At 70.7% G+C, this 20053-nt stretch carries 17 protein-coding genes; 11 read left to right on the plus strand and 6 right to left on the minus strand.

From position 1 onward, the window contains the following. Positions 1-52 precede the first annotated feature (52 nt). Both ACWCXB_RS26320 and ACWCXB_RS26325 read right to left on the minus strand, forming a co-directional pair. A complete protein-coding gene (locus ACWCXB_RS26320; RefSeq protein WP_450726082.1) occupies positions 53-1801 on the minus strand; it encodes a glycoside hydrolase family 13 protein in 1749 nt (582 codons plus the stop codon). A 201-nt stretch (positions 1802-2002) separates the two neighbouring features. Further along, positions 2003-3289, minus strand: a complete 1287-nt coding sequence (locus tag ACWCXB_RS26325; RefSeq protein WP_450726083.1) for an ABC transporter substrate-binding protein — start codon at positions 3287-3289, stop codon at positions 2003-2005. A 121-nt stretch (positions 3290-3410) separates the two neighbouring features. Here ACWCXB_RS26325 and ACWCXB_RS26330 point away from each other — a divergent pair, with 121 nt between their 5' ends. The 3 genes from ACWCXB_RS26330 to ACWCXB_RS26340 are packed head-to-tail and all read left to right on the plus strand — an operon-like array spanning position 3411 to position 7000. Further along, the gene (locus ACWCXB_RS26330; RefSeq protein WP_450726085.1) at positions 3411-3926 is read left to right on the plus strand and encodes a PadR family transcriptional regulator; all 516 of its coding nucleotides are present in this window, start codon (positions 3411-3413) and stop codon (positions 3924-3926) included. Next, positions 3923-4693, plus strand: coding sequence for an ABC transporter ATP-binding protein (locus ACWCXB_RS26335; RefSeq protein WP_450726087.1), 771 nt, complete (start codon positions 3923-3925; stop codon positions 4691-4693). The genes ACWCXB_RS26330 and ACWCXB_RS26335 overlap by 4 nt, the downstream gene beginning before the upstream one ends. Positions 4694-4696: 3 nt before the next feature. After that, a complete protein-coding gene (locus ACWCXB_RS26340) occupies positions 4697-7000 on the plus strand; it encodes an FtsX-like permease family protein (protein ID WP_450726089.1) in 2304 nt (767 codons plus the stop codon). Between the two features lie 38 nt (positions 7001-7038). On the opposite strand, the gene ACWCXB_RS26345 is transcribed toward ACWCXB_RS26340, so the two are convergent. From ACWCXB_RS26345 to ACWCXB_RS26355, 3 genes are all read right to left on the minus strand, one after another. Continuing rightward, positions 7039-8016 (minus strand): alpha/beta hydrolase, encoded by a 978-nt coding sequence (locus ACWCXB_RS26345; RefSeq protein ID WP_450726091.1) that lies wholly within the window; start codon positions 8014-8016, stop codon positions 7039-7041. Between the two features lie 136 nt (positions 8017-8152). Further along, positions 8153-8464 (minus strand): helix-turn-helix transcriptional regulator, encoded by a 312-nt coding sequence (locus tag ACWCXB_RS26350; RefSeq protein WP_450726092.1) that lies wholly within the window; start codon positions 8462-8464, stop codon positions 8153-8155. 413 nt (positions 8465-8877) lie between these two features. Next, complete coding sequence (locus ACWCXB_RS26355) at positions 8878-9624, minus strand: sortase domain-containing protein (RefSeq protein WP_450726094.1); 747 nt, start codon at positions 9622-9624, stop codon at positions 8878-8880. A 236-nt stretch (positions 9625-9860) separates the two neighbouring features. Here ACWCXB_RS26355 and polX point away from each other — a divergent pair, with 236 nt between their 5' ends. From polX to ACWCXB_RS26395, 8 genes are all read left to right on the plus strand, one after another. Further along, entirely contained in the window at positions 9861-11582 is a 1722-nt protein-coding gene (gene polX, locus ACWCXB_RS26360; RefSeq protein ID WP_450726095.1) for a DNA polymerase/3'-5' exonuclease PolX, read from the plus strand. A gap of 124 nt (positions 11583-11706) precedes the next feature. Next, on the plus strand, positions 11707-13737 hold the full coding sequence (locus tag ACWCXB_RS26365) for a SpoIIE family protein phosphatase (protein ID WP_450726096.1): 2031 nt from the start codon (positions 11707-11709) through the stop codon (positions 13735-13737). A gap of 132 nt (positions 13738-13869) precedes the next feature. After that, on the plus strand, positions 13870-14619 hold the full coding sequence (locus ACWCXB_RS26370) for an amino acid ABC transporter ATP-binding protein (protein WP_450726227.1): 750 nt from the start codon (positions 13870-13872) through the stop codon (positions 14617-14619). Positions 14620-14630: 11 nt separating this feature from the next. Further along, positions 14631-15470, plus strand: a complete 840-nt coding sequence (locus ACWCXB_RS26375) for a glutamate ABC transporter substrate-binding protein (RefSeq protein ID WP_450726097.1) — start codon at positions 14631-14633, stop codon at positions 15468-15470. Between the two features lie 38 nt (positions 15471-15508). After that, positions 15509-16174 carry an amino acid ABC transporter permease gene (locus ACWCXB_RS26380; protein ID WP_450726099.1) on the plus strand — a complete coding sequence of 222 codons (666 nt, stop codon included), beginning with the start codon at positions 15509-15511 and terminating at the stop codon, positions 16172-16174. Beyond that, positions 16171-17064 (plus strand): amino acid ABC transporter permease, encoded by an 894-nt coding sequence (locus tag ACWCXB_RS26385; protein WP_450726100.1) that lies wholly within the window; start codon positions 16171-16173, stop codon positions 17062-17064. The genes ACWCXB_RS26380 and ACWCXB_RS26385 overlap by 4 nt, the downstream gene beginning before the upstream one ends. A 93-nt stretch (positions 17065-17157) precedes the next feature. Further along, a complete protein-coding gene (locus ACWCXB_RS26390) occupies positions 17158-17928 on the plus strand; it encodes a LamG domain-containing protein (RefSeq protein ID WP_450726102.1) in 771 nt (256 codons plus the stop codon). 395 nt (positions 17929-18323) lie between these two features. After that, positions 18324-18872 carry a sigma-70 family RNA polymerase sigma factor gene (locus ACWCXB_RS26395; RefSeq protein WP_450726228.1) on the plus strand — a complete coding sequence of 183 codons (549 nt, stop codon included), beginning with the start codon at positions 18324-18326 and terminating at the stop codon, positions 18870-18872. A gap of 63 nt (positions 18873-18935) precedes the next feature. On the opposite strand, the gene ACWCXB_RS26400 is transcribed toward ACWCXB_RS26395, so the two are convergent. Further along, positions 18936-19901, minus strand: coding sequence for a hypothetical protein (locus ACWCXB_RS26400; RefSeq protein ID WP_450726104.1), 966 nt, complete (start codon positions 19899-19901; stop codon positions 18936-18938). Between the last annotated feature and the right edge of the window lie 152 nt (positions 19902-20053).

The following is a 20053-nucleotide window of genomic DNA, read 5'->3' on the forward strand; positions in this document are numbered from 1 at the left end:
GTCCTTCTGGAGCAGGGAAGTCGACGGACTTTCAGGGGCATGGGGGTGGGGGTCAGGGGTTGGTGCAGTCGCTGATCCACCAGGCGGCGGTGGATCCGGGCAGTACGCCGGCGGGACAGGGACCGCTGGACAGCAGCGGGGCTCCGGAGACCGGGGCGGGCACGGGTGCGGTGCCGAAGTTGACGGCGCAGACGAGTCCGTCGCCCCGGACGAAGGCGAGGACCCCGGGCGCGGACTCCAGCCACCGCAGCGTGCCCTCGCCCAGCTGCGGCAGTCCCCGTCGCAGCTGCAGCCCGTCGCGGTACAGGTGCCAGAACGAGCGGGTGTCGGCGAGCGCGCGGTCGGTGGCGTGTTCGGCGAACCAGCCCGGCTGCGGGAGCCAGGGCTTGGCGCCCTCGGCGCCGGAGGTGAAGCCGAACGGCGACGCGTGGCCCGACCACGGCAGCGGCACCCGGCAGCCGTCCCGGATGCGTGCCCGGCTGCCCGTGCGCCGGAAGATCGGATCGGTGAGCACCTCGTCCGGCAGGTCCACGACCTCCGGCAGCCCCAGCTCCTCGCCCTGGTAGATGTATGCGGCACCCGGCAGCGCCAGCATCAGCAACGCGGCCGCCCGCGCCCGTGCCGCGCCGAGTCCGCTGCCCTCGGTGCCGGACTCCCCGTAACGGGTGACGGTCCTGACCTGGTCGTGGTTGTTGAGCACCCAGGTGACGGTGGAGCCGGTGCCCGCGATGTCCTGCATCGCCTCGGATATCACCTTGCGGAACGTGTCGGCGTCCCACGGTGCCCCGAGCAGGTCGAAGAAGAAGGCCTGGTGCAGCTCGTCCGGGCGTACGTACAGGGCGTGCTCGCGTGCGGTCGGTACGGAGACCTCACCGACCAGCAGCCGCTCGCGGCCGTCCCGCGCCGTGTACTCCTCGCACACCGAGCGCCAGTGGCGCCACACCTCGTGCACCTCGGGCTGGTTCCAGGCGAGCGGGTTGACCGAGTCCCGGGTGCGGGCGTCGGCCTCGGGATCGGGGGAGTCGGGCAGGTCCGGGTGCTTGAAGAGCCCGGCGGCCACGTCGATGCGGAAGCCGTCGACGCCGCGGTCGAGCCAGAAGCGCAGGGCGTGGTCGAAGTGCGCCGCGGTCTCGGCGTTGCGCCAGTTCAGGTCGGGCTGCTCGGGCGTGAACATGTGCAGGTACCACTGGCCCGGGGTGCCGTCCGGCTCGGTGACGCGGCTCCAGGCGGGTCCGCCGAACATCGCGTGCCAGTTGTTCGGCGGCACGTCACCGCCGGGGCCCCGGCCCTCGGCGAAGTGGAACCTGGCGCGCGCCTCGCTGTCCGGTCCCGTGGCGAGGGCCTCGCGGAACCAGTCGTGCTCGCTGGAGCAGTGGTTGGGGACGATGTCGAGGAGAACCTTGATGCCGAGCCGGTGCGCGTCGGCGATCAGCAGGCCGAACTCGGCGAGGTCGCCGAAGACCGGGTCGACATCGCAGTAGTCGGCGACGTCGTAGCCGTGGTCGTGCTGAGGCGAGGGGTAGAAGGGGCTCAGCCAGATTCCGTCGACGCCGAGCTTCTTGAGATACGGGAGCCCGGCGCGGACCCCGGCGAGATCGCCGATTCCGTCCCCGGTGCTGTCCAGGAAGCTGCGGACGTACACCTGATAGATCACCGCATCGCGCCACCAGTGGTGATCCGTGCGGTGGTCCGCGCCGCGGTGCGAGAGGCCGTCGCCGGCCGGAGCTGTGAGCGTCACCCGTTGACCTGTTTCTGCATGAAGGGGTGTCCGCGGCCATGAGGTCGGCCTGCGGTTATGCATGCATGTTAAGTAGGCGTGACGAGAAGGTGTCAACGGGTGTGCCTGAAACGAAAGAGAGTTGGGGTTCTATGTCCGTAATTTTCCCGGTCGCCAAACGCCTGTCGGCCCTCAGCAGATACCTAACAGGTAGGTAGAAGCTCGAATGGTGAGCTCAAGGAGTGAACCCGAGGGGTGAACTCGGGGAGGGCGAGGCTGTCGGACTCAGCCGCGGCGCGACGCCACGGCAGTCAGCTCCGTGGTCAGCCTGCGCACGGCGGCCTCCGGGTCCTGGTGCTGCGCCATGGCGTCGTGCACGACGGCCTGCATCGCCAGGCTCACCTGCTCGTAGCGCGCGCTCTTCGGGCGCGGCGCGGCCGCCAGCACGCTCTCGCGCAGTGCGGGCAGATAGGGGTAGGCCCGTACGAGTTCCGGGTCCTGGTACACCCCGGCCCGCACCGGCGGCAGCGAGCCCTCCGTGAGCACCTTCCGCTGCACGGGGCCGCTGGTGAGATAGGCGATCAGATCGCCCGCCGACGCCGGATGCCGCGCGCCCGCACTGACCGCGAGATTCGATCCGCCGAGCACGCTCGTGCCCGGCCCCTCCGGGCCGGGCAGCGGCACCGCGCCGAACTTGCCCGCGACCTTGGAGTCCTTGCCGGATGCGGCGGCGTACGCGTAAGGCCAGTTGCGCAGGAAGAGCAGCCGGCCGTTCTGGAAGGCCTGCCGGGACTCCTCCTCCTTGAATGTCAGCGCTTCCTTCGGGATCCAGCCGTCGCGCACCCCGCGTGCGAGGAACCCGATCCCTGTGCGGGCCGCGGCCGGGTCCAGGGTGACCCGTCCGTTGTCGCCGAGGATCGTGCCGCCCGCCGAGTACACCGCCTCGGTGGCGTTGACGGTGAGGCCCTCGTACGGGAGGAACTGGCCTGCGTAGCCGCCGATGCCGTACGCGGGGGCGATGGTCCTCGCCTGGCGCTCCAGCTCGGCCCAGGTGTGCGGCGGCCGTTCGCCCTCCCGGTCGAGGATGTCCTTGCGGTAGTAGAGCATCCCGGCATTCGTGACATATGGGACGGCGTACAGCTTCCCGTCGTACGTCGCCGTGTCCACGACCGGCGGCAGGAAGCTGTCGAGGTCGAAACGACGGGACTCCAGCGGGGCTATCCAGCCCGCGGCGGCGAACTCCGAGGTCCAGGCGACGTCGATGTTCAGGATGTCGAACCGGCCGCCGCCCGACCGCAGTTCGGTGGTCATCTGGGCCCGGGTCTCGTCGGCGGAGTCCGGCAGCTCGACCAGGGTGACCTTCTCGCCGGGGTGGCTGCGGTTCCAGCCTTCGAGCAGCGGGCCGAGATAGCCGGTGAGATCGCCGGCCGTCGCCAGGGTCATCGGGCCGCGCCCGCCGTCGTGCGCCACACCCGGCGGGTGGCCGCCCGCCCGCGCGCCGGCGGACACGTACCCGCTCAGGACTACGGCGGCGACCAGGAGGCCCCTACCCGCGGCACGTATCCACCGCATAGGTTCCTCCCTGTACATCGGCGCCGGGCATCCTCGTCCGGCGTCAGGGGCATGTATACCCGTTAGGCATGGGCGATACTAGGCCCCTACCGGATTTCGGACAGGGAGGAGGAGAGCGCGCGTGCGCCTGCCCCTCCTGGCCCTCCTGTCCCGGGGGCCCGCCCATGGCTATGAACTCAAGCAGGACCTTGAGCAACTGCTGGGTGCCGCGTACCCTCAGCCGAACGTCGGCCAGATCTACGTCACGCTCGGCCGGCTGGAGAAGTCGGGGCTGATCGAGGGCGAGGAGGTCGCCCAGTCGAACAGGCCCAACAAGAAGATCTACCGCCTCACCGGCGCCGGTACGGAGGCCCTGCGCGCCTGGTTCGAGGAGACGGCGGACGAGCCGCGGGTACGGGACGAGTTCTTCATGAAGCTCGCGCTCGCGCCGCAGACCGGTCTCGCCGACCAGATCGCCCTCATCAACAAACAGCGACGCGAGTACCTCAACACCATGCGCAACCTGTCGAAGCTTTCCGCGACCGAGGACCGGGAGAACCGCATCGCACACCTGCTGATCGAGGGAGCCATGCTGCATCTGCAGGCCGACCTCGACTGGCTGGAGCGCTGCCAGGAGGAGCTGGAGGGGCCGTCATGAGCCAGCCCGCCGACCACGCCGACTCCGTCCCCGTTCCGCTGCTGCGGGCCGAGGGCCTCGTCAAGACCCACCACGGCGAGGGCGCGCCCGCCCATGCCGTACGCGGAGTGGACCTGTCCGTACGCCACGGCGAGTTCGTGGCCGTCAGCGGTCCTTCGGGCGCCGGGAAGTCGACCCTGCTCCATCTGCTGGGCGGGCTGCAGCGGCCCGACAGCGGCAGCATCTGGCTGGACGGCGAACGCACGGACGCGTACAGCGAGGCCCGCTGGGCGATGGAGCGCCGGCGCCGGATCGGCATCGTCTTCCAGTTCTTCAACCTCGTCTCGAACCTGACCGTCGCGGACAACGTCGAGCTCCCCGCCCTGCTGGCAGGCACGGGCCCGAAGCAGGCCCGCGCCGAGCGGGAGAAGCTGCTGGCCGACCTGGGCCTGGAGGGCAAGGCGCGCAGCATGCCCGGGGAGCTGTCCGGAGGCGAGCAGCAGCGCGTCGCGCTGGCGCGTGCGCTCGTCAACCATCCGCGGCTGCTGCTGGCCGACGAGCCGGCGGGCAGCCTCGACAGCAAGGGCACGCGCGAGGTGATGCGGCTGCTGTCCCGCTTCCACCAGCGCGGGCAGACCATCCTCCTCGTCACCCATGACGCACGTCTCGCCAGCGCCGCCGACCGCGTCATCAGCTTCTTCGACGGACGCATAGCCGACGACGCCGAGCTGGGCGGCACGCCGGCCCGCGGCACCGGACTGGCCGGCGTGCTCGAGCTGAGGGACTGAGCCGTGCGGGCCACCCTGCGCTGGGCGCACGCCGATCTGCGCACGCACCGCGGCGAGGCGCTGTTCATCGTGTCCGCCACCGCCGGAATCGTCGCCGCGCTGCTACTGGCCGTGGCCCTGTTCGGTTACGCGACCAACCCCTGGCAGCGCGTCTTCGCCCAGTCCCACGGCGCACACGTCTGGATCCGCACCGGGCCGGCCGCCGACCTGGGCGGGCTCGCCGCACTCGACGGCGTCACGTCACTGTCGGGGCCGTACCGCACCGCCACCGCGGCCGTGGAGTCGCGCGGCGCGCGGGCGACGGTCGAACTGCGGGGCGCGGAGGAGGAGCCGCCGACGACCGGCCGCCCGCTGCTCACGTCCGGCCGGTGGCTCGGCGCCGGGACCCCCGACGGCGTCGTCCTGGAGAGCAGCCTCGCCCGCGCCCTGGTGGCCGGGCCCGGCGACAGCCTCACCCTGCCCGGCACCGGCCGGGCCCTCACCGTCCTCGGGATCGCGGACAGCGCCGAGCCCCGCTACCGCCCCGGCGAACACCCCGGCACCGTCTGGGCGCTCCCCTCCACGGTGCAGGCGGTGCAGAGCACCGTCGACCGCCCCGGGCAGGTCGTCGGGCTGCTCCTCGCCGACCCCGACGACACCGACTACGCCGTGCAGCGCGCCGTCACCCGGCTCGGCGCCGGGGCCGTCACCGACGTGTCGAACTGGCAGGAGGCGCGCGCCGAAGCCCAGGGGGACACCCGGCTCCTGGGTCAGGTGCTGGGACTCTTCGGGCTCGGGGCGCTGCTCGCCGCCGCGCTGGCCGTGTACGGCGCGATCAGCACCCGGGTCCGTGGCCACCTGCGGGACATCTCCGTGCTGAAGGCCATCGGATTCACCCCGGGCCAGGTCGTACGCGTCTTCCTCGTCCAGCACCTGGCGTTCGCCGTGCTCGGCGCGATCGTCGCCACGGCCCTCACCGAAACCCTCGGCAGCCGTGTGCCCGGCAGACTCGGCGAGGCCGTCGGCGTCTGGCAGGAACTGCCCGCGCACACGGCCGCGCTGCTTGCCGTGCCGGTCGCGGCCGTGCTGTTCATCGGCGCCACGACGTGCCTCGCCGCGTGGCGGGCGGGCCGGGTGCCGCCTGTGCCGGTGCTGCCGGCCGCGCCCGGCACGGGCGGGCGGCTGTCCGGCCCGGCCCGCCGCGCCCTGGGACTACGGGTGCCGGCCGCACTCGTCCTGGGCTTCCACCGGGCCTTCGCGCGCGGCCCCCAGGGCCCGGCCACGGTCGCCCGGCTGGCACTGCCGCTCCTGCTGATCACCGTGGCCCTCAGCGCCTGGACGACCATCGGCCGCTTCGACAGCAGGCCCGAGGAGCTCGGCCTCGCCGCCGCCCTCACGGCCCGGGCCGACGAAAGCCTGGGCACGCGGGAGGCGCAGGCCCTGCTCGAAGCCGACGACCGTGTCGCGGCGGCCCATCCGGGAGTGGAGGTCGCGGCGCTCGTCCCCGGCCAGACCGGCACGATCGCGCTGCGCGGTCTCGGCACCCGGCAGCAGCCCTATCCGTATTCGGTCGTCGAGGGCCGGGCCGCCCATGGACCCGACGAGGCGGTGGCCGGACAGGGGCTGCTGGATCTGCTCGGCGTACGCGTCGGCGACTGGGTCCGGATGACGGTCGGCGGGCACCCTCAGGTCCTGCACATCGTCGGCCGCGGCATCGAGCCCGAGAACGGCGGCCGGACCGTCTCCACCTCGCTCGACACCCTGCGTGAGAACGACCCGGGGCTGCGCGCGACGCTCTACCGGCTCCAGCTGCGCCCGGGCGCGGATCCGGACGAGGTGCGATCGGCGCTTGCGGAGGCCTCGCGCGGACGACTGGACATCCACGAGGTCACAAGCCCCGCCGACCGGCTCTCGCCGATGCGCGGAGTCGTGGTCGGACTGATCGCCGTGCTGGCCCTGATCGGACTCATCGAACTGTCGACGGTCATCGGCGGCACCGTGCGGGAAGGCGAGCGCGACCTCCTCGCGCTGAAGGCGATCGGGCTGTCCCCGCGGGAGATCACCGCGGTCACGGTGACGGCCGTCGGCTGCACGGCACTGGCCGCCGCGGTGGCGGGCGCGGCGCTGGGCGTGCCCCTCGGGTACTGGCTGATCGACGCCGAGGGCCGTTCCAGCGGCATCGGCGCGGGCATCGCGCACGCGCCGTCCCCGGCCCTCCTCGCGCTGCTGGGGGTCGCAGCCGTACTGGGCGCCGTCGCCCTGTCGATCCTGCCCGCGGCCCGCGCCGCCCGCCGCAGACTGGTGGACACACTGGCCGCGGCCGCCTGACCGGTCGCCGCCACCTCGCCCGGTGTACCGCCGGGCCCTCAGGCGTCGTGGCCGTGCAGCGCCTCTTTGAGCGTCGCGGTGGCCTGGGCTATGGCGGCCTCGGCGGCGTGGGTGGACCGCAGGGCGTTGAGCATCACGAAGTCGTGGATGATGCCCTGGTAACGCGTTGACGTCACCGGCACACCGGCCTGCCGGAGCTTGTTGGCGAACGCCTCGCCCTCGTCACGCAGCACATCTGCCTCTCCGGTGATCACCAGGGCCGGGGGCAGACCCGCCAGTTGGTCCGGGGTGGCGCGCAGCGGGGACGCGGTGATCTGCGCCCGCTCGCGCTCGTCGGTCGTGTACTGGTCCCAGAACCACTGCATGCCGTCGCGGCGCAGGTAGTACCCCTCCGCGAACTCGTGGTACGAGGGGGTGTCGAAGTTCGCGTCGGTCACCGGGTAGAACAGCACCTGCTGCAGCAGCGCGACATCCCCGCGCTCCTTCGCCATCAGCGTCAGGGCGATGGCCATGTTGCCGCCCACCGAGTCGCCCGCGACGGCCATCCGCGAGGCGTCCAGGTTCTTGCTCGCGCCATCGGAGACCACCCAGCGCGCGACCGCGTAGTTCTGCTCGATCGCGATCGGGTAGTGGGCCTCGGGCGAGCGCTCGTACTCGGGGAAGACGACGGCCGCGCCCACGCCGGTGGCGAGTTCGCGCACCAGCCGGTCATGGGTGTGCGCGTCGCCGAACACCCAGCCGGCGCCGTGGATGTAGAGGATCACGGGGAGGGTTCCGGTGACGCCGGCCGGTTTGACGATCCGGGCACGGACCGAACCCGTCGGGCCGCTGTGCACCGTGATCCACTCGTCGTCGACCACGGGAATGGTGATGTCGCCGGACTGCAGGTCGTCGACGGCTCTGCGGCCTTCAGCCGGAGGTATCTCGAACAGGAACGGGTGGTTGCCCGTGGCCGTCGCGAGTTCCGACGCCTCGGGCTCGAGCACGGGCGTGCTGGGCAGATGGTCGGTTGACATCGGCTCTTCTCTCTCGATTCCCCCGAACGGACCACTCATTCGAGGCTAGGTCGGCCCGTCCGGCCACGCATCACGGCTCGGTTCACTGCCCGATGCGCGCCCCAGTGGTGTCCTGCCGCTGCGACACGGTCGTTCGTCAAGCGCTGGGCCGACTGAGACGGCTCTCCCGCCAGGCCTGCGGGGAGAGCCCGTACGCGCTCTTGAACGCGCGGCTGAAGTGCGCGGGGCTCTTGAAACCCCAGCGGCCCGCGATCGCTGCGATTGGCTCCGCGCGGGCCGGAATCCGGGAGAGCTCGCGGCGGCATTCCTCGAGCCGGTGCGTGCGCACCCGGTCACCGAAGCTGATCTCGTTGCGGCCGAGGACGACGTAGAGATATCGCATGGAGATGTGGTGCGCCTTGGCTACCTTCGCCGGGCTCAGATCGCTGTCCGCCAGGTGCCGGCGCATGTATTCGACGATGCGGACGCCCAGGTCTGTTGCAGAGTGCCGCTCGCGGCGGCATGCCGGTCGGTCTCCGAAGTGATGGCGGCGCGGATGGGCTCCATGCTCGGGGTCGCCAGGCTCTGTGCGACGGCGCCCACAATGCAGGCCGGGACTCGCGGCGAGCTGCGAGAGATACGCCGATGCGAGGCCCGACACCGTTCCGTCGGCGCCGAGCGTCCGTGCGGTCACGTCCGTGATCGCGTCGTGGGGGAGGGCCAGATGCGCGCGGTATCCGGACCGATGTGGCCCAGGTCGTGATCATTGCCCCTCCTCACCGACGGACCAGAGTGAGTGCGGCCTGGAAGGGATGATCCGCCCGGAACAGCGAGGTTCAGCAACACAGCACTGCGGGGCCACGATTGTGCACGGCTGGGCAACTACGGTGCCGCGTGGTGGACGCTCGCCGACTCCCGCACGTCCCGCACCGGCAGGGCCCGCACCGCGGTCAGCACGCCGACCCTGTCGATGCGGTGCTCGGGATTGCCCCTGTCGTCGCGCCAGAAGTTTCCGGCCGCGTTGTCCTCCGGCGTTGCACAGGTCGAGATCGTGATCATCGCCTGCGTAGGCCGCTTGCCCGGGAATCCCGGGACCGCCGCGCGCTGCTCGGCGAGCGAAGGCTCCGACCGGAAGGAGGTCTTCCGGCTCTCGGTGATCGTGTACTCGTAGACCCTGCCGCCGTACGTGACGAGGACCTTCTCGCCCACGTCGACGAACGGGAGCTCGCGCAGGGGCCCGCCGGCGGAGAGGCGGTGGGCCGTGACCAGGTAGTTCCCGACCTCGCCCGGGCCCACGCCGCCATGACCGCCGTACGGGCTGGCGGCGAGGCCGCGGTCCTGGATCCGTGTGCCGGGCAGGTCGTCGGTCGTCCCCTTGTACGGCACGACACGCAGGTCCTCGAGACCGATCGAGGGGATGGACAGAGCGGCGGGCTCTCGCCGGGTGCCGATCTCACTCGGAGTGGGCATCGCGGTCGCCTCGGCGCTCGGCGAGGCCGCGGGTGTCGCCGCCGTCACGCGCGCCGGGGACGCATCGGCCGCACCGGCGCTGCCCCCGGTGGAGCAGCCCACGAGCACGGCGACGACGGCACCCGCGAGCGTCGCGGGCACAGCTCGGGAACGGGACATGGATCTCCGGATCGGAAGCCAGGGCGTGGATCACCACAGGGACCACAGCACGTCGGATGTCGGCGGACACGCGCCTTCTGGAGCCCAACGCCGACGATCGATCGCGTGTTCCCTGCCAGCCGACACGCCTGCCCTGACCTGCGTCTTCTCGCAGCGGTCCGCATCCGGGCCACCCCGTCGAATGTCGTGTACGCACCAGCCGAGCGCGCCGCGGGGCGCCGTGTGACGCTGGAGACATGCCCAGGGCCAACGAAGAGATCGAGGCGCTCCTCCAGGAGTACGCCGACCTCATCGCGATCACCGGCGGCGACGCCTTCCGGGCCCGGTCCTACGAGAAGGCCGCCCGCGCCATCGGCGGCTATCACGCCGACGTCTCGAAGCTCGACGCGCAAGGGCTCCGGGAGATCCCCAACGTCGGCAAGTCCATCGCCGACAAGGTCGTGGAGTACCTGACGACCGGGCAGATCTCCGCTGTCGAGGACCGTAGGCGGTCCGTCCCGGCCGGCGTCCGCGAGCTGATGACGATCCCCATGCTCGGGCCGAAGAAGGCCATGCTCCTCTATCAGGAGCTGGAGATCTCCTCCGTGGACCAGCTCCTCGACGCCATCCACGAGGAGCGGCTGCGCGATCTGAAGGGGTTCGGCGAGAAGACCGAGGAGAACCTTCTCCACGGCGTCGCCCTCATGCAGAAGGCCGGCAGCCGCATCCTCCTCAACGCCGCGATGGACTCCGCCGAGCAGATCGTCGCCGAGCTGTCGCGGATCAAGGGCTGCGAGGGGTGCACGTACGCCGGGTCGCTGCGCCGCATGCGGGAGACCATCGGGGACATCGACATCCTGGTCGCCGCGGACAGGTCGGCGCCCTTCATGGAGGCGCTCGGGAGCCTCCCCTACACGGCCGAAGTCATCGCACACGGCGAGAAGAAGACCTCCATCCGCACCACCAGGGGGCTCCAGGTCGATCTGCGGGTCCTGCCGCCCGACTCCTGGGGTGCGGGGCTGCAGTACTTCACCGGCTCCAAGGCGCACAACATCCGCACCCGTGAGATCGCGGTCCGACACAAGCTCAAACTGTCCGAGTACGGGCTCTTCGACGCCAAGAGCGGCAAGAAGATCACCTCCGAGACCGAGGAGGAGATCTACGACCGCCTCGGGCTGCCCTGGATCCCGCCGACCCTGCGCGAGGACCGTGGTGAGATCGCCGCCGGGCTCCGCGGCGACCTCCCGGACCTGGTCACCGAGAAGGACATCCGCGGCGACCTGCACACCCACACCGACCTCACCGACGGCCTCGCCCCGCTGGAGGACATGATCGCCGCGGCCGCCGAGCGCGGATACGCGTACTACGCGGTCACCGACCACGCCCCCGACCTCGCCATGCAGCGCATGACCGAGGAGAAGATGCTCGCGCAGCGCGAGCGCGTCCGCGCACTCTACCGCCGGCACCGGGGGATGCGGCTGCTGCACGGCACCGAGCTCAACATCGGGCCGGAAGGAGACGTCGACTGGCCGGACGACTTCCTCGCCGGCTTCGACATCTGCGTCGCCTCGATCCACTCGCACTTCAACCAGAGCCGGCACAAGCTCACCCGCCGCCTCATCCGCGCCTGCGAGAACCCGTACGTCGCGGTCATCGGCCACCCCACCACCCGCCGCATCGGCAAACGCCCCGGCATCGACGCCGACTTCGACGCCGTCTTCGAGGCCTGCGCCAGGACCGGCACCGCCCTGGAGATCAACGCCCATCCCGAGCGGCTCGACCTCTGTGACGAGGACATCCTGCGCGCGAAGCGGTACGGCGTGAAGTTCGCGGTGAACTCGGACTCCCACGCCATCACCCACCTGCCGTACATGCGCTACGGAGTGGCCACGGCCCAGCGCGGCTGGCTGACGAAGGACGACATCATCAACACCTGGACACTGACGAAACTGCGGCGGTTCCTGCGTCCGGGCCCCTGACCGTGACGGCGGACGGCGGACGGCGGACGGCGGGCTCACGGGATGCGGGACGGCGCGCGCCGGGGCTCAATGGAGGGCGAGGTGTGTGCACGGCGCCGTACGACGTAAGGAGGCCCCGTAAGGCATGGACCCTGAATACGGTGCGGCCCTACTGCGCGCACTGTTCACCAAGTCCCGGATCGGGCTGCATGTGCTGGACCGGGACCTGCGGATCGTGTGGTTCAGCACCGCCGCGCCCGGTGCGCAGGGCTTCGATCCCGCCGACGTCGTGGGGCGTACGTGGGGGGAACTGGGCATCGCCACGGCTGAAGTGGAGAGCATGCTCCGGGGGGTGCTCGCGACCGGAGAGTCCGTCGAGGACTTCCGGTACCGGGGCCCCCTGCCGAGTGGCGGCGAGGAGCGGGTGCTGTCGATCTCCGCGTTCCGCCTCGAAGACGCCGACGGAGGCCCCCTCGGAGTCGCCGGTACGGCCGTCGACATCACCGAGCGGGACCGCGCCGAGCGGCGCCTGGACGCGGTCTACCGGGCCGGTGAGAGCATCGGCACCACACTGAACGTCTTCCGTACGGCGCAGGAACTGGCCGATGCCACCACGCGAGGGCTCGCCGATGTGGCGGTGGTCGACGTCGTGGACTCCGTACTGCACGGAGAGGCCCCCGCCCCCGGGCCGCTGCTCGACCAGGTCGCGGTGCGCCGGGCGGGCTTCCGGGTCGCCGCCGAGACCCTGCTGCCGGGCCTGTACGAGATCGGGGACGTCAACGTGCTGCGCTTCGGCACCCCCTACGCACAGGCCCTGGCCGATCTGCAGCCGCGACTCGTACGCCACCTGGACCCCGGTGACGCATGGCTGGTCCGCGACCCGGCCCGGGCCGACTTGTTGCGGTATGCGGGCGCACACTCGCTCATGGCCGTCCCCCTCACCGCTCGCGGTGTGGTGCTCGGCATGACGGCCTTCTACCGCACGCGAGGCTCCCCGCCGTTCGAGGACGACGATCTCCTGCTCGCCCGCGACGTCGTCGCCCGCGCGGCGGTCTGTGTCGACAACGCCCGCCAGTACACGCGCGAGCACACCCTCGCCCGCCTCACCCAGCGGGCACTCGTGCCGTCCCGGCTGCCGGTGCACACGGCCGTGGAGACGGCGTACACCTATTTGCCGGTGGCCTCCAGCGGCGTCTGGTACGACGTGCTCCCGCTGTCCGGGGCGCGCGTCGCACTCGTGGCGGGCGATGTGTCCGGAAGCGGCATGCCGGCGGTGACGACCATGGCGCGGCTGCGCACCGCCGTCAGTGCCTTCGCCGCCATGGAGCTCCAGCCCGACGAGCTCCTCGGACGTCTCCACGACGTGACCAGCAACCTCGCGCAGGAGCACCCGCCGTGGGAGGATCCCGACCAGCCACCCCTGACGGGGACCTGCCTCTACATCGTCTACGACCCCGCCACCCGCAAGTGCGTCCTCTCCCGGGCCGGCCATCCTCGGCCCGTTCTCGCCCCGGGCGACGGCACGGTCCGGATCGTCGACTGCCCGAAGGGTCCGGTGCTGGGGCGTGGGATGCCCCTGTACACGAACACCGAGCTGGAGCTTCCCGAGGGCAGCATCCTCACCATCCAGAACGCGGGACTCCTCAAGGGCAGCGGGGACGACAGGGTCGATCGCTACCGCGAGGTGCTGGCCGACCCCATCGGCAGTGTGCGGGAGCTGTGCGACACCCTGGTGACCTCGTTGCTCACCGAGCGCCCCGAGGACGACGTCCTGCTGCTCGTGGCCCGCACCCGTGTGCTCGGCCCGGACCGGCTCGGCTCCTGGACGCTGCCCAACGAGCCCGAGAGCGCCGCCGTGGCCCGCAGGCTGGTCGGCCGGCGGCTGGCGGACTGGGGTCTGGACGATCTCCGGTTCAGCACCGAGCTGATCGCCAGCGAGCTGGTGACCAACGCCGTCCGCTACTCCCCGGGTCCCGTCGGGCTGCGGCTGATCCGCGACAGGGCCCTGACCTGCGAGGTCTCCGACACCAGCAGCGCCGCCCCCCATCTGCGGCACGCCGAGGCGGACGACGAGGGCGGCCGCGGGCTGGACCTCGTCGCCCACTTCACCCAGCACTGGGGCACCCGCCGCACGGAGAGCGGCAAGACCATCTGGACGGAGCAGCCGCTTCCCTGACGGCCCCGCCCCGGTGCTGCGGCCCGGCCCTCCCTCCGTGCCGCGCTGTGCCCCCGCTCCGGCGTGCGCCCGGCCCGCCGCGGACGCAGCATGAATCCGAGGAGCGGAGCCACAGTGACGTACAACCCTGCCATGGCGGTCACGGACGGTGCCCTGGTCGTACTGCACCAGGTCAACAAGCATTTCGGCGCGCTGCATGTCCTCCGGGACATCGACCTGCGGATCGACCGCGGCGAGGTCGTCGTCGTGATCGGGCCTTCCGGCGGCGGCAAGTCCACGCTGTGCCGCGCCATCAACCGGCTGGAGACCATCGATTCCGGAGAGATCTACATCGACGGCAAGCCGCTTCCGGCCGAGGGCAAGGAGCTCGCCCGGCTGCGCGCGGACGTCGGCATGGTCTTCCAGTCCTTCAACCTCTTCGCGCACAAGACCGTGCTGCAGAACGTGACACTCGGCCAGGTCAAGGTCCGCAAGAAGGAGAAGAAGGCCGCCGAGGAGCGGGCCCGCTCCCTGCTCGACCGGGTGGGCGTGGCCTCCCAGGCCGACAAGTACCCCGCCCAGCTCTCCGGGGGCCAGCAGCAGCGCGTCGCCATCGCGAGAGCGCTGGCGATGGAGCCGAAGATCATGCTCTTCGACGAGCCCACATCGGCGCTCGACCCCGAGATGATCAACGAGGTGCTGGAGGTCATGCAGCAGCTCGCCCGGGACGGAATGACCATGGTCGTCGTCACGCACGAGATGGGCTTCGCCCGTTCGGCCGCCAACCGCGTGGTCTTCATGGCGGACGGGCGGATCGTGGAGGAGACGACGCCCGACGAGTTCTTCACCAACCCGCGCAGCGACCGCGCCAAGGACTTCCTCTCGAAGATCCTTCACCACTGAGGATGATCATCATGAAGCTTCAGAAGGCCACCGCAGCGGCTGCTCTCGCGCTCGCGCTCTCCCTGACCGCCGCGGGCTGCGGATCGGACGGGGGAGGCGACACCGGCGCGGGCAACGACGAGGGCAAGATCACCGTCGGCATCAAGTACGACCAGCCGGGCATCGGGCTGAAGACCCCGGACGGCAAGTTCACGGGCTTCGACGTCGACGTGGCGACCTATGTGGCCAAGCAACTGGGCTACGACCCTGCCGACATCGTGTGGAAGGAGGCCAAGAGCGCCGACCGCGAGACGCTGCTCCAGCGCGGCGACGTCGACTTCATCGCGGCCTCGTACTCCATCAACCCCGAGCGGCAGAAGAAGGTCGACTTCGCGGGACCGTATCTGCTCGCCCACCAGGACATCCTGGTCCGGGCGGACGACAACTCCATCACCAAGCCCTCCGACCTGAACAACAAGAAGCTCTGCTCGGTCACCGGCTCCACATCGGCGCAGAACGTCAAGACGAAGCTCGCGCCGCAGGCCCAGCTCCAGGAGTACGGCGGCTACTCCGAGTGCCTGACCGGCCTCGAGAACAAGGTCATCGACGCCGTGACCACCGACGACTCGATCCTCGCCGGTTACGCGGCGCAGGACCAGTTCAAGGGCAAGTTCAAGCTGGGCGGCTTCAAGCTGAGCGACGAGAACTACGGCATCGGCGTCCAGAAGGGCAGCGAACTCAAGGGCAAGATCAACGCCGCCCTGGAGAAGATGGTCGCGGACGGCTCCTGGGACGCGTACGTCCAGAAGAACTTCGGCCCGGCCGGCTACAAGAGCGAACCCGCCCCGAAGATCGGCGTGATCGTCGGCTGAGCAGATCGTCGACCGAGCCAAGTGCGGCGGGTGAGACCGTGTTCGACTTCCTCGAGGGTTACGACCTGCTGGGAGCCTTCTGGGCGACCGTGCAGCTCACCGTCTACTCCGGCGTCGGCGCGCTGATCTGGGGCACGCTCCTGGCCGCGATGCGGGTCAGCCCCGTGCCCCTGATGCGCGGCTTCGGCACCGTGTACGTCAACGTCGTACGCAACATCCCGCTCACGGTCATCATCGTCTTCACCTCACTGGGCCTGTTCCAGACGCTCGGCGTCAGCCTCGGCGCGGAGGCGTTCGCGGACATCAACTTCCGCCTCGCCGTCCTCGGACTCACCGCGTACACCGCCGCGTTCGTCTGCGAGGCGCTGCGGTCCGGCATCAACACCGTGCCCATCGGCCAGGTCGAGGCCGCGCGCGCCATCGGCCTGAGCTTCCCCCAGGTGATGACGATCGTCGTCCTCCCGCAGGCCTTCCGCTCGGTCGTCGGCCCGCTGGCGAACGTCCTCATCGCCCTCACCAAGAACACCACCGTGGCGGCCGCGATCGGGGTCGCCGAAGCCGCCCTGCTGATGCGGGAGATGATCGAGAGCGAGGCCCAGCTCATCCTCATCTCCGTCATCTTCGCGGTCGGCTTCATCTGCCTCACCCTCCCCACCGGGCTGTTCCTCGGCTGGGTGAGCAAGAAGGTGGCGGTGAAGCGATGACCTCCGTCCTCTACGACGTGCCCGGTCCGCGCGCCAAGCGGCGCAACATCGTGTACACGGTCGTGTTCCTGGTCGCCCTCGCCGCGCTGGTCTGGTGGGTGATCCAGAGCCTCGCCGACAAGGGCCAGCTGGACTGGGCCAAATGGGAGCCGTTCTTCACCGACTCGCGCGTCTGGACCACGTACATCTGGCCGGGGCTCACCAACACCCTCATCGCCGCCTCCCTCGCCATGGTCATCGCCCTGCCCCTCGGGGCGCTCTTCGGCATCGCCCGGCTCTCCGAGCACGCGTGGACGCGCGGCGCCGCCGGCGCGTTCGTGGAGTTCTTCCGCGCCATCCCGGTGCTGATCCTGATGCTGTTCGCGAACGCGGCGTACTCGGAGTTCACCGACGTCAGCCCGGACAACCGTCCGCTGTACGCGGTCGTCACCGGCCTCGTGCTCTACAACGCCTCGGTGCTCGCCGAGGTCGTCCGGGCAGGAATCCTGTCCCTGCCCGCGGGCCAGAGCGACGCGGCCAAGGCGATCGGCATGCGCAAGGGCCAGACGATGCGGTACGTGCTGCTGCCGCAGGCGGTCACGGCGATGCTGCCCGCGATCGTCAGCCAGCTCGTGGTCATCGTCAAGGACACGGCGCTCGGCGGCGCGATGCTCGGCTTCTCCGAGCTGCTGGCATCGGTCCGCCCGATGAGCGCCAACTACGGGGCGAACACCATCGCCAGCTTCACCGTCGTCGCCGTGATCTTCGTCGCCCTGAACTTCGCCCTCACCACCTTCGCCGCCTGGCTGGAGGGCCGGCTGCGGCGCGGCAAGAAGTCCACCGGAGCGGTCGTCGGCGTCGACGCGGTCGCGGAAGCGGCGGCGCCGGGCGAGCACATCGTTCCGAAGTGACATCCCACCGCAACGCCACGCGGTGAACCACTTTCCAGCGGCGTCCGTCAGCCACAGGCACAGCCGAATCCGCCGGAACCACTGGAGAGACTCATGACCCGCAGATGGTCGCTCATCGGCCTGATCGTCGCCCTGGCCATCGCGCTCACCTTCGTGATCGTCGACATCAGCGGCGGTGATGACGCCGGGCACAAGGCCCCGGTGGCCGCCGACGCCAAGAACCCGAAGAAGCCGGGCCTCAAGGGCGCGGGCTGGTGGCCCGCGGACGAGCAGGCCGGCACCATGGCCGCGGACGCGGTCGGCAACCACGACGCCGCGCTCAAGGGCGGTGTGAGCTGGACGGCCGGTCCGCAGGGCGGCGGAGCCCTGCTGCTGGACGGTGCGACCGGGTACGCCGATGCCGGCGCGCCGGTGATCGACACCGCACGCGACTACTCCGTGGCCGCACGCGTCCGGATCGACAACAAGGGCTTCCGTACCGCCGTGTCCATCGACGGCGGCAAGCACAGTGTTTTCTTCCTGCAGTACTCGAACAGTGACAAGCGATTTGCTTTCAGTTTCATCAATCAGCGGGCACTGGCCCACAAGGTGGGCGATCCGGTGATCGGCCGCTGGTATCACCTCACGGGAACGTACTCGCAGATCGCGGGCACGCTCTCCATCTACGTGGACGGGGTGCTCGCGGGCACCGCCCAGGCGAGGAACGTGGAGCGGACCGTGGGGAATCTGCAGATCGGTCGCGCCAAGTTCGAGGGCAAGCCGGTCGACTTCTGGAGCGGAGCGATCGCGGACGTGCACGCGTTCAACCGGGCGCTGGGTCCGGCCGAGGTGGCCTCCCTGGCGGCCCGCGAACCGGGCGCATAGGCCGGGCCGGGGCGGCCGGGATTCCCCTCCGAACGGCCGCCCCGACCCTCCGGTTTCGCACGAACGGACACCCGCATCAGTGGCATCGGGCGTCAAACGGGCACGGCTGCAGGCCGGATCGGGCACGAGCGCAGGCGCCGTACCGACGGTCACGCCGTTGGGGAGGCAGATCGGTTCGCCGAAACGGTCAGAATCGGATCGAAAGCGATGCGGAACGGAATCGTCAGGTGTGCCCGAATGGCGTTAGAAATTTCTTGGAGCTCGCAGCGTCGCGAATTCGCAGTCCGGTGTGGCCGAGACTGATGCGCCGCGAAATGAACCACCACAGCCGGCCACTCAGGCATGGGCGCTGCCGCTCCCATTGACAGGAGGAGGGGAGCGTTTTGCAGGACGTGATGGCGCCCGTCGACCAGGCACCGGAAATCCGCCCCACGGAACCGACCGAGGAATTCCTGCGGGCCTTATACGAACGACATGGATCGGTGCTCCTGAGATTCGCGGCCCGACTGCTGAATGGCGACTGGCATCGGGCGGAGGACGTCCTTCAGGAGGCGGCGATCCGGGCCTGGCAGCACGCGGCCGAACTCGACCCCACGGCCGAGGCGCTCGGCCCGTGGCTGTTCGCAGTGGTCCGTAACCTGGTCGTCGACGGACACCGTGCCCGGCAGGCCCGGCCACCGGAGGCCGTCGACACGGACATGACCCGGCTGCCCGTGCCGGACCGGATCGACCACGCGCTCACGACACAGATCGTCATCGAGGCCATGAGGGAGCTCGCGCCGTTCCAGCGCGAGGTGCTGCTGCACGTGCACTTCATGGGCCGCAGCGTGAACCAGACGGCGAAGGTGCTGGGTGTACCTCCGGGGACGGTCAAGTCGCGTACGTACTACGCGATGCGTGCGCTGCGCGAGGCCCTCGACAGCCGGGGCCTCAGCACGAGCTGAGTCGCGAGCACGCTGCGAGCCCTCGCCCCGCCGGAGGAATCCGGCGGGGCGGTTGTGCTCTGGTCAGGACAAACGGCCCGCGTGAGGGGAGACCCGAAGTCCCAGCGGACCTGTGTCGAGCGAGCCGTCGGCGCGGACCTGGAAGCGCCAGCCGGAGTCAGGGGCGTCGCCGAGCACGAGCAGCGCGTCCGTCGCGTACAGGCCCCCCATGGCGTGCTTCTCCTCCGGGAACTGCGCGGCGTCCAGCACGAACAGCCGGGGCGCACGGCCCTGCACGCCCACCGGGCTACTGCCCTCGATCAGCCGGAACACCTGTGTGACCTCCTCGGACGCCGGACGCGACCCGGCCGGCGTCCGCGTCGCGTCCGCTCCCCAGGCCAGCGCCTCGTCCAGCGTGGCGGCTGTACGAAGACGCGCCGACTGCAGGCCGAGACCGGTCGTCACATCGGCGGTGGCTGCCGAACCCACCAGGGTCACCTCTGCGCGCCGGCCCACCGGTCCGGTGATCAGCTCACTGATGAAGGACCGCACCAGCCGGCGTACGTCGTCGTCGCCACCGACCAGGGCGATCGCCGTGGACGCCCGTGACAGGTCGATCAGCACCCGGTCGGCCTTGTCGAGACCGATGGTGACGGCCAGTGAGTACGGCTGCTCCGGCGCGAGCCCGGCGCCGAGGCCCGCACCGTGCAGCTGCTCCGAATCCACCATCCACTCCTCGCCCGACTCGTCCGTGCTCCAGGGGCCGGGCGCGACCCGGTCGGCACCGGCGAGCCGCAGCGTCAGCCGGTCTCCGGAGTAGACGACGGCGTAGACATCGGGCATCGGCCGACTGGTCAGGGCACATTGCGCCGCCAGACTGCGCAGGCCCACGTCGATGATGTCCAGGGCCTCGCGCCCGGTGACGTCCGCGCGGGGCGGGCGGGCGGGTTCGGCGGCGGTGCGGGGTTTGCGTTCGGTGACGACCAGCGCGGCGACTGCCCCGAGCAGAGCAAGTCCGAGCAGTACCGCCAGGACGACGGACACGTTCATGCGACCACCTTCGTCAGGTCACGGGAGATGAGACGGGAGTTGTCGGAAAGGACGACGGCCCCTACGGACCCGCCGCCCGTACGGTTCACCGGAGGCCCGACCACCGCCGCATGCGCCCGGGGAGCCGCCCGGTGGGCAACGGGCCGGACCGG

The sequence above is a fragment of the Streptomyces sp. NPDC001514 genome (assembly GCF_053597075.1).

Excerpts from the sequence above, each read along its gene's own strand:
- ACWCXB_RS26320 (WP_450726082.1), bottom strand. The coding sequence starts at position 1,801 with ATGCATAACCGCAGGCCGACCTCATGGCCGCGGACACCCCTTCATGCA.
- ACWCXB_RS26325 (WP_450726083.1), bottom strand. The coding sequence starts at position 3,289 with ATGCGGTGGATACGTGCCGCGGGTAGGGGCCTCCTGGTCGCCGCCGTA.
- ACWCXB_RS26335 (WP_450726087.1), top strand. The coding sequence starts at position 3,923 with ATGAGCCAGCCCGCCGACCACGCCGACTCCGTCCCCGTTCCGCTGCTG.
- ACWCXB_RS26345 (WP_450726091.1), bottom strand. The coding sequence starts at position 8,016 with ATGTCAACCGACCATCTGCCCAGCACGCCCGTGCTCGAGCCCGAGGCG.
- ACWCXB_RS26350 (WP_450726092.1), bottom strand. The coding sequence starts at position 8,464 with ATGCGCCGGCACCTGGCGGACAGCGATCTGAGCCCGGCGAAGGTAGCC.
- ACWCXB_RS26355 (WP_450726094.1), bottom strand. The coding sequence starts at position 9,624 with ATGTCCCGTTCCCGAGCTGTGCCCGCGACGCTCGCGGGTGCCGTCGTC.
- polX (WP_450726095.1), top strand. The coding sequence starts at position 9,861 with ATGCCCAGGGCCAACGAAGAGATCGAGGCGCTCCTCCAGGAGTACGCC.
- ACWCXB_RS26365 (WP_450726096.1), top strand. The coding sequence starts at position 11,707 with ATGGACCCTGAATACGGTGCGGCCCTACTGCGCGCACTGTTCACCAAG.
- ACWCXB_RS26370 (WP_450726227.1), top strand. The coding sequence starts at position 13,870 with ATGGCGGTCACGGACGGTGCCCTGGTCGTACTGCACCAGGTCAACAAG.
- ACWCXB_RS26375 (WP_450726097.1), top strand. The coding sequence starts at position 14,631 with ATGAAGCTTCAGAAGGCCACCGCAGCGGCTGCTCTCGCGCTCGCGCTC.
- ACWCXB_RS26385 (WP_450726100.1), top strand. The coding sequence starts at position 16,171 with ATGACCTCCGTCCTCTACGACGTGCCCGGTCCGCGCGCCAAGCGGCGC.
- ACWCXB_RS26390 (WP_450726102.1), top strand. The coding sequence starts at position 17,158 with ATGACCCGCAGATGGTCGCTCATCGGCCTGATCGTCGCCCTGGCCATC.
- ACWCXB_RS26395 (WP_450726228.1), top strand. The coding sequence starts at position 18,324 with ATGGCGCCCGTCGACCAGGCACCGGAAATCCGCCCCACGGAACCGACC.
- ACWCXB_RS26400 (WP_450726104.1), bottom strand. The coding sequence starts at position 19,901 with ATGAACGTGTCCGTCGTCCTGGCGGTACTGCTCGGACTTGCTCTGCTC.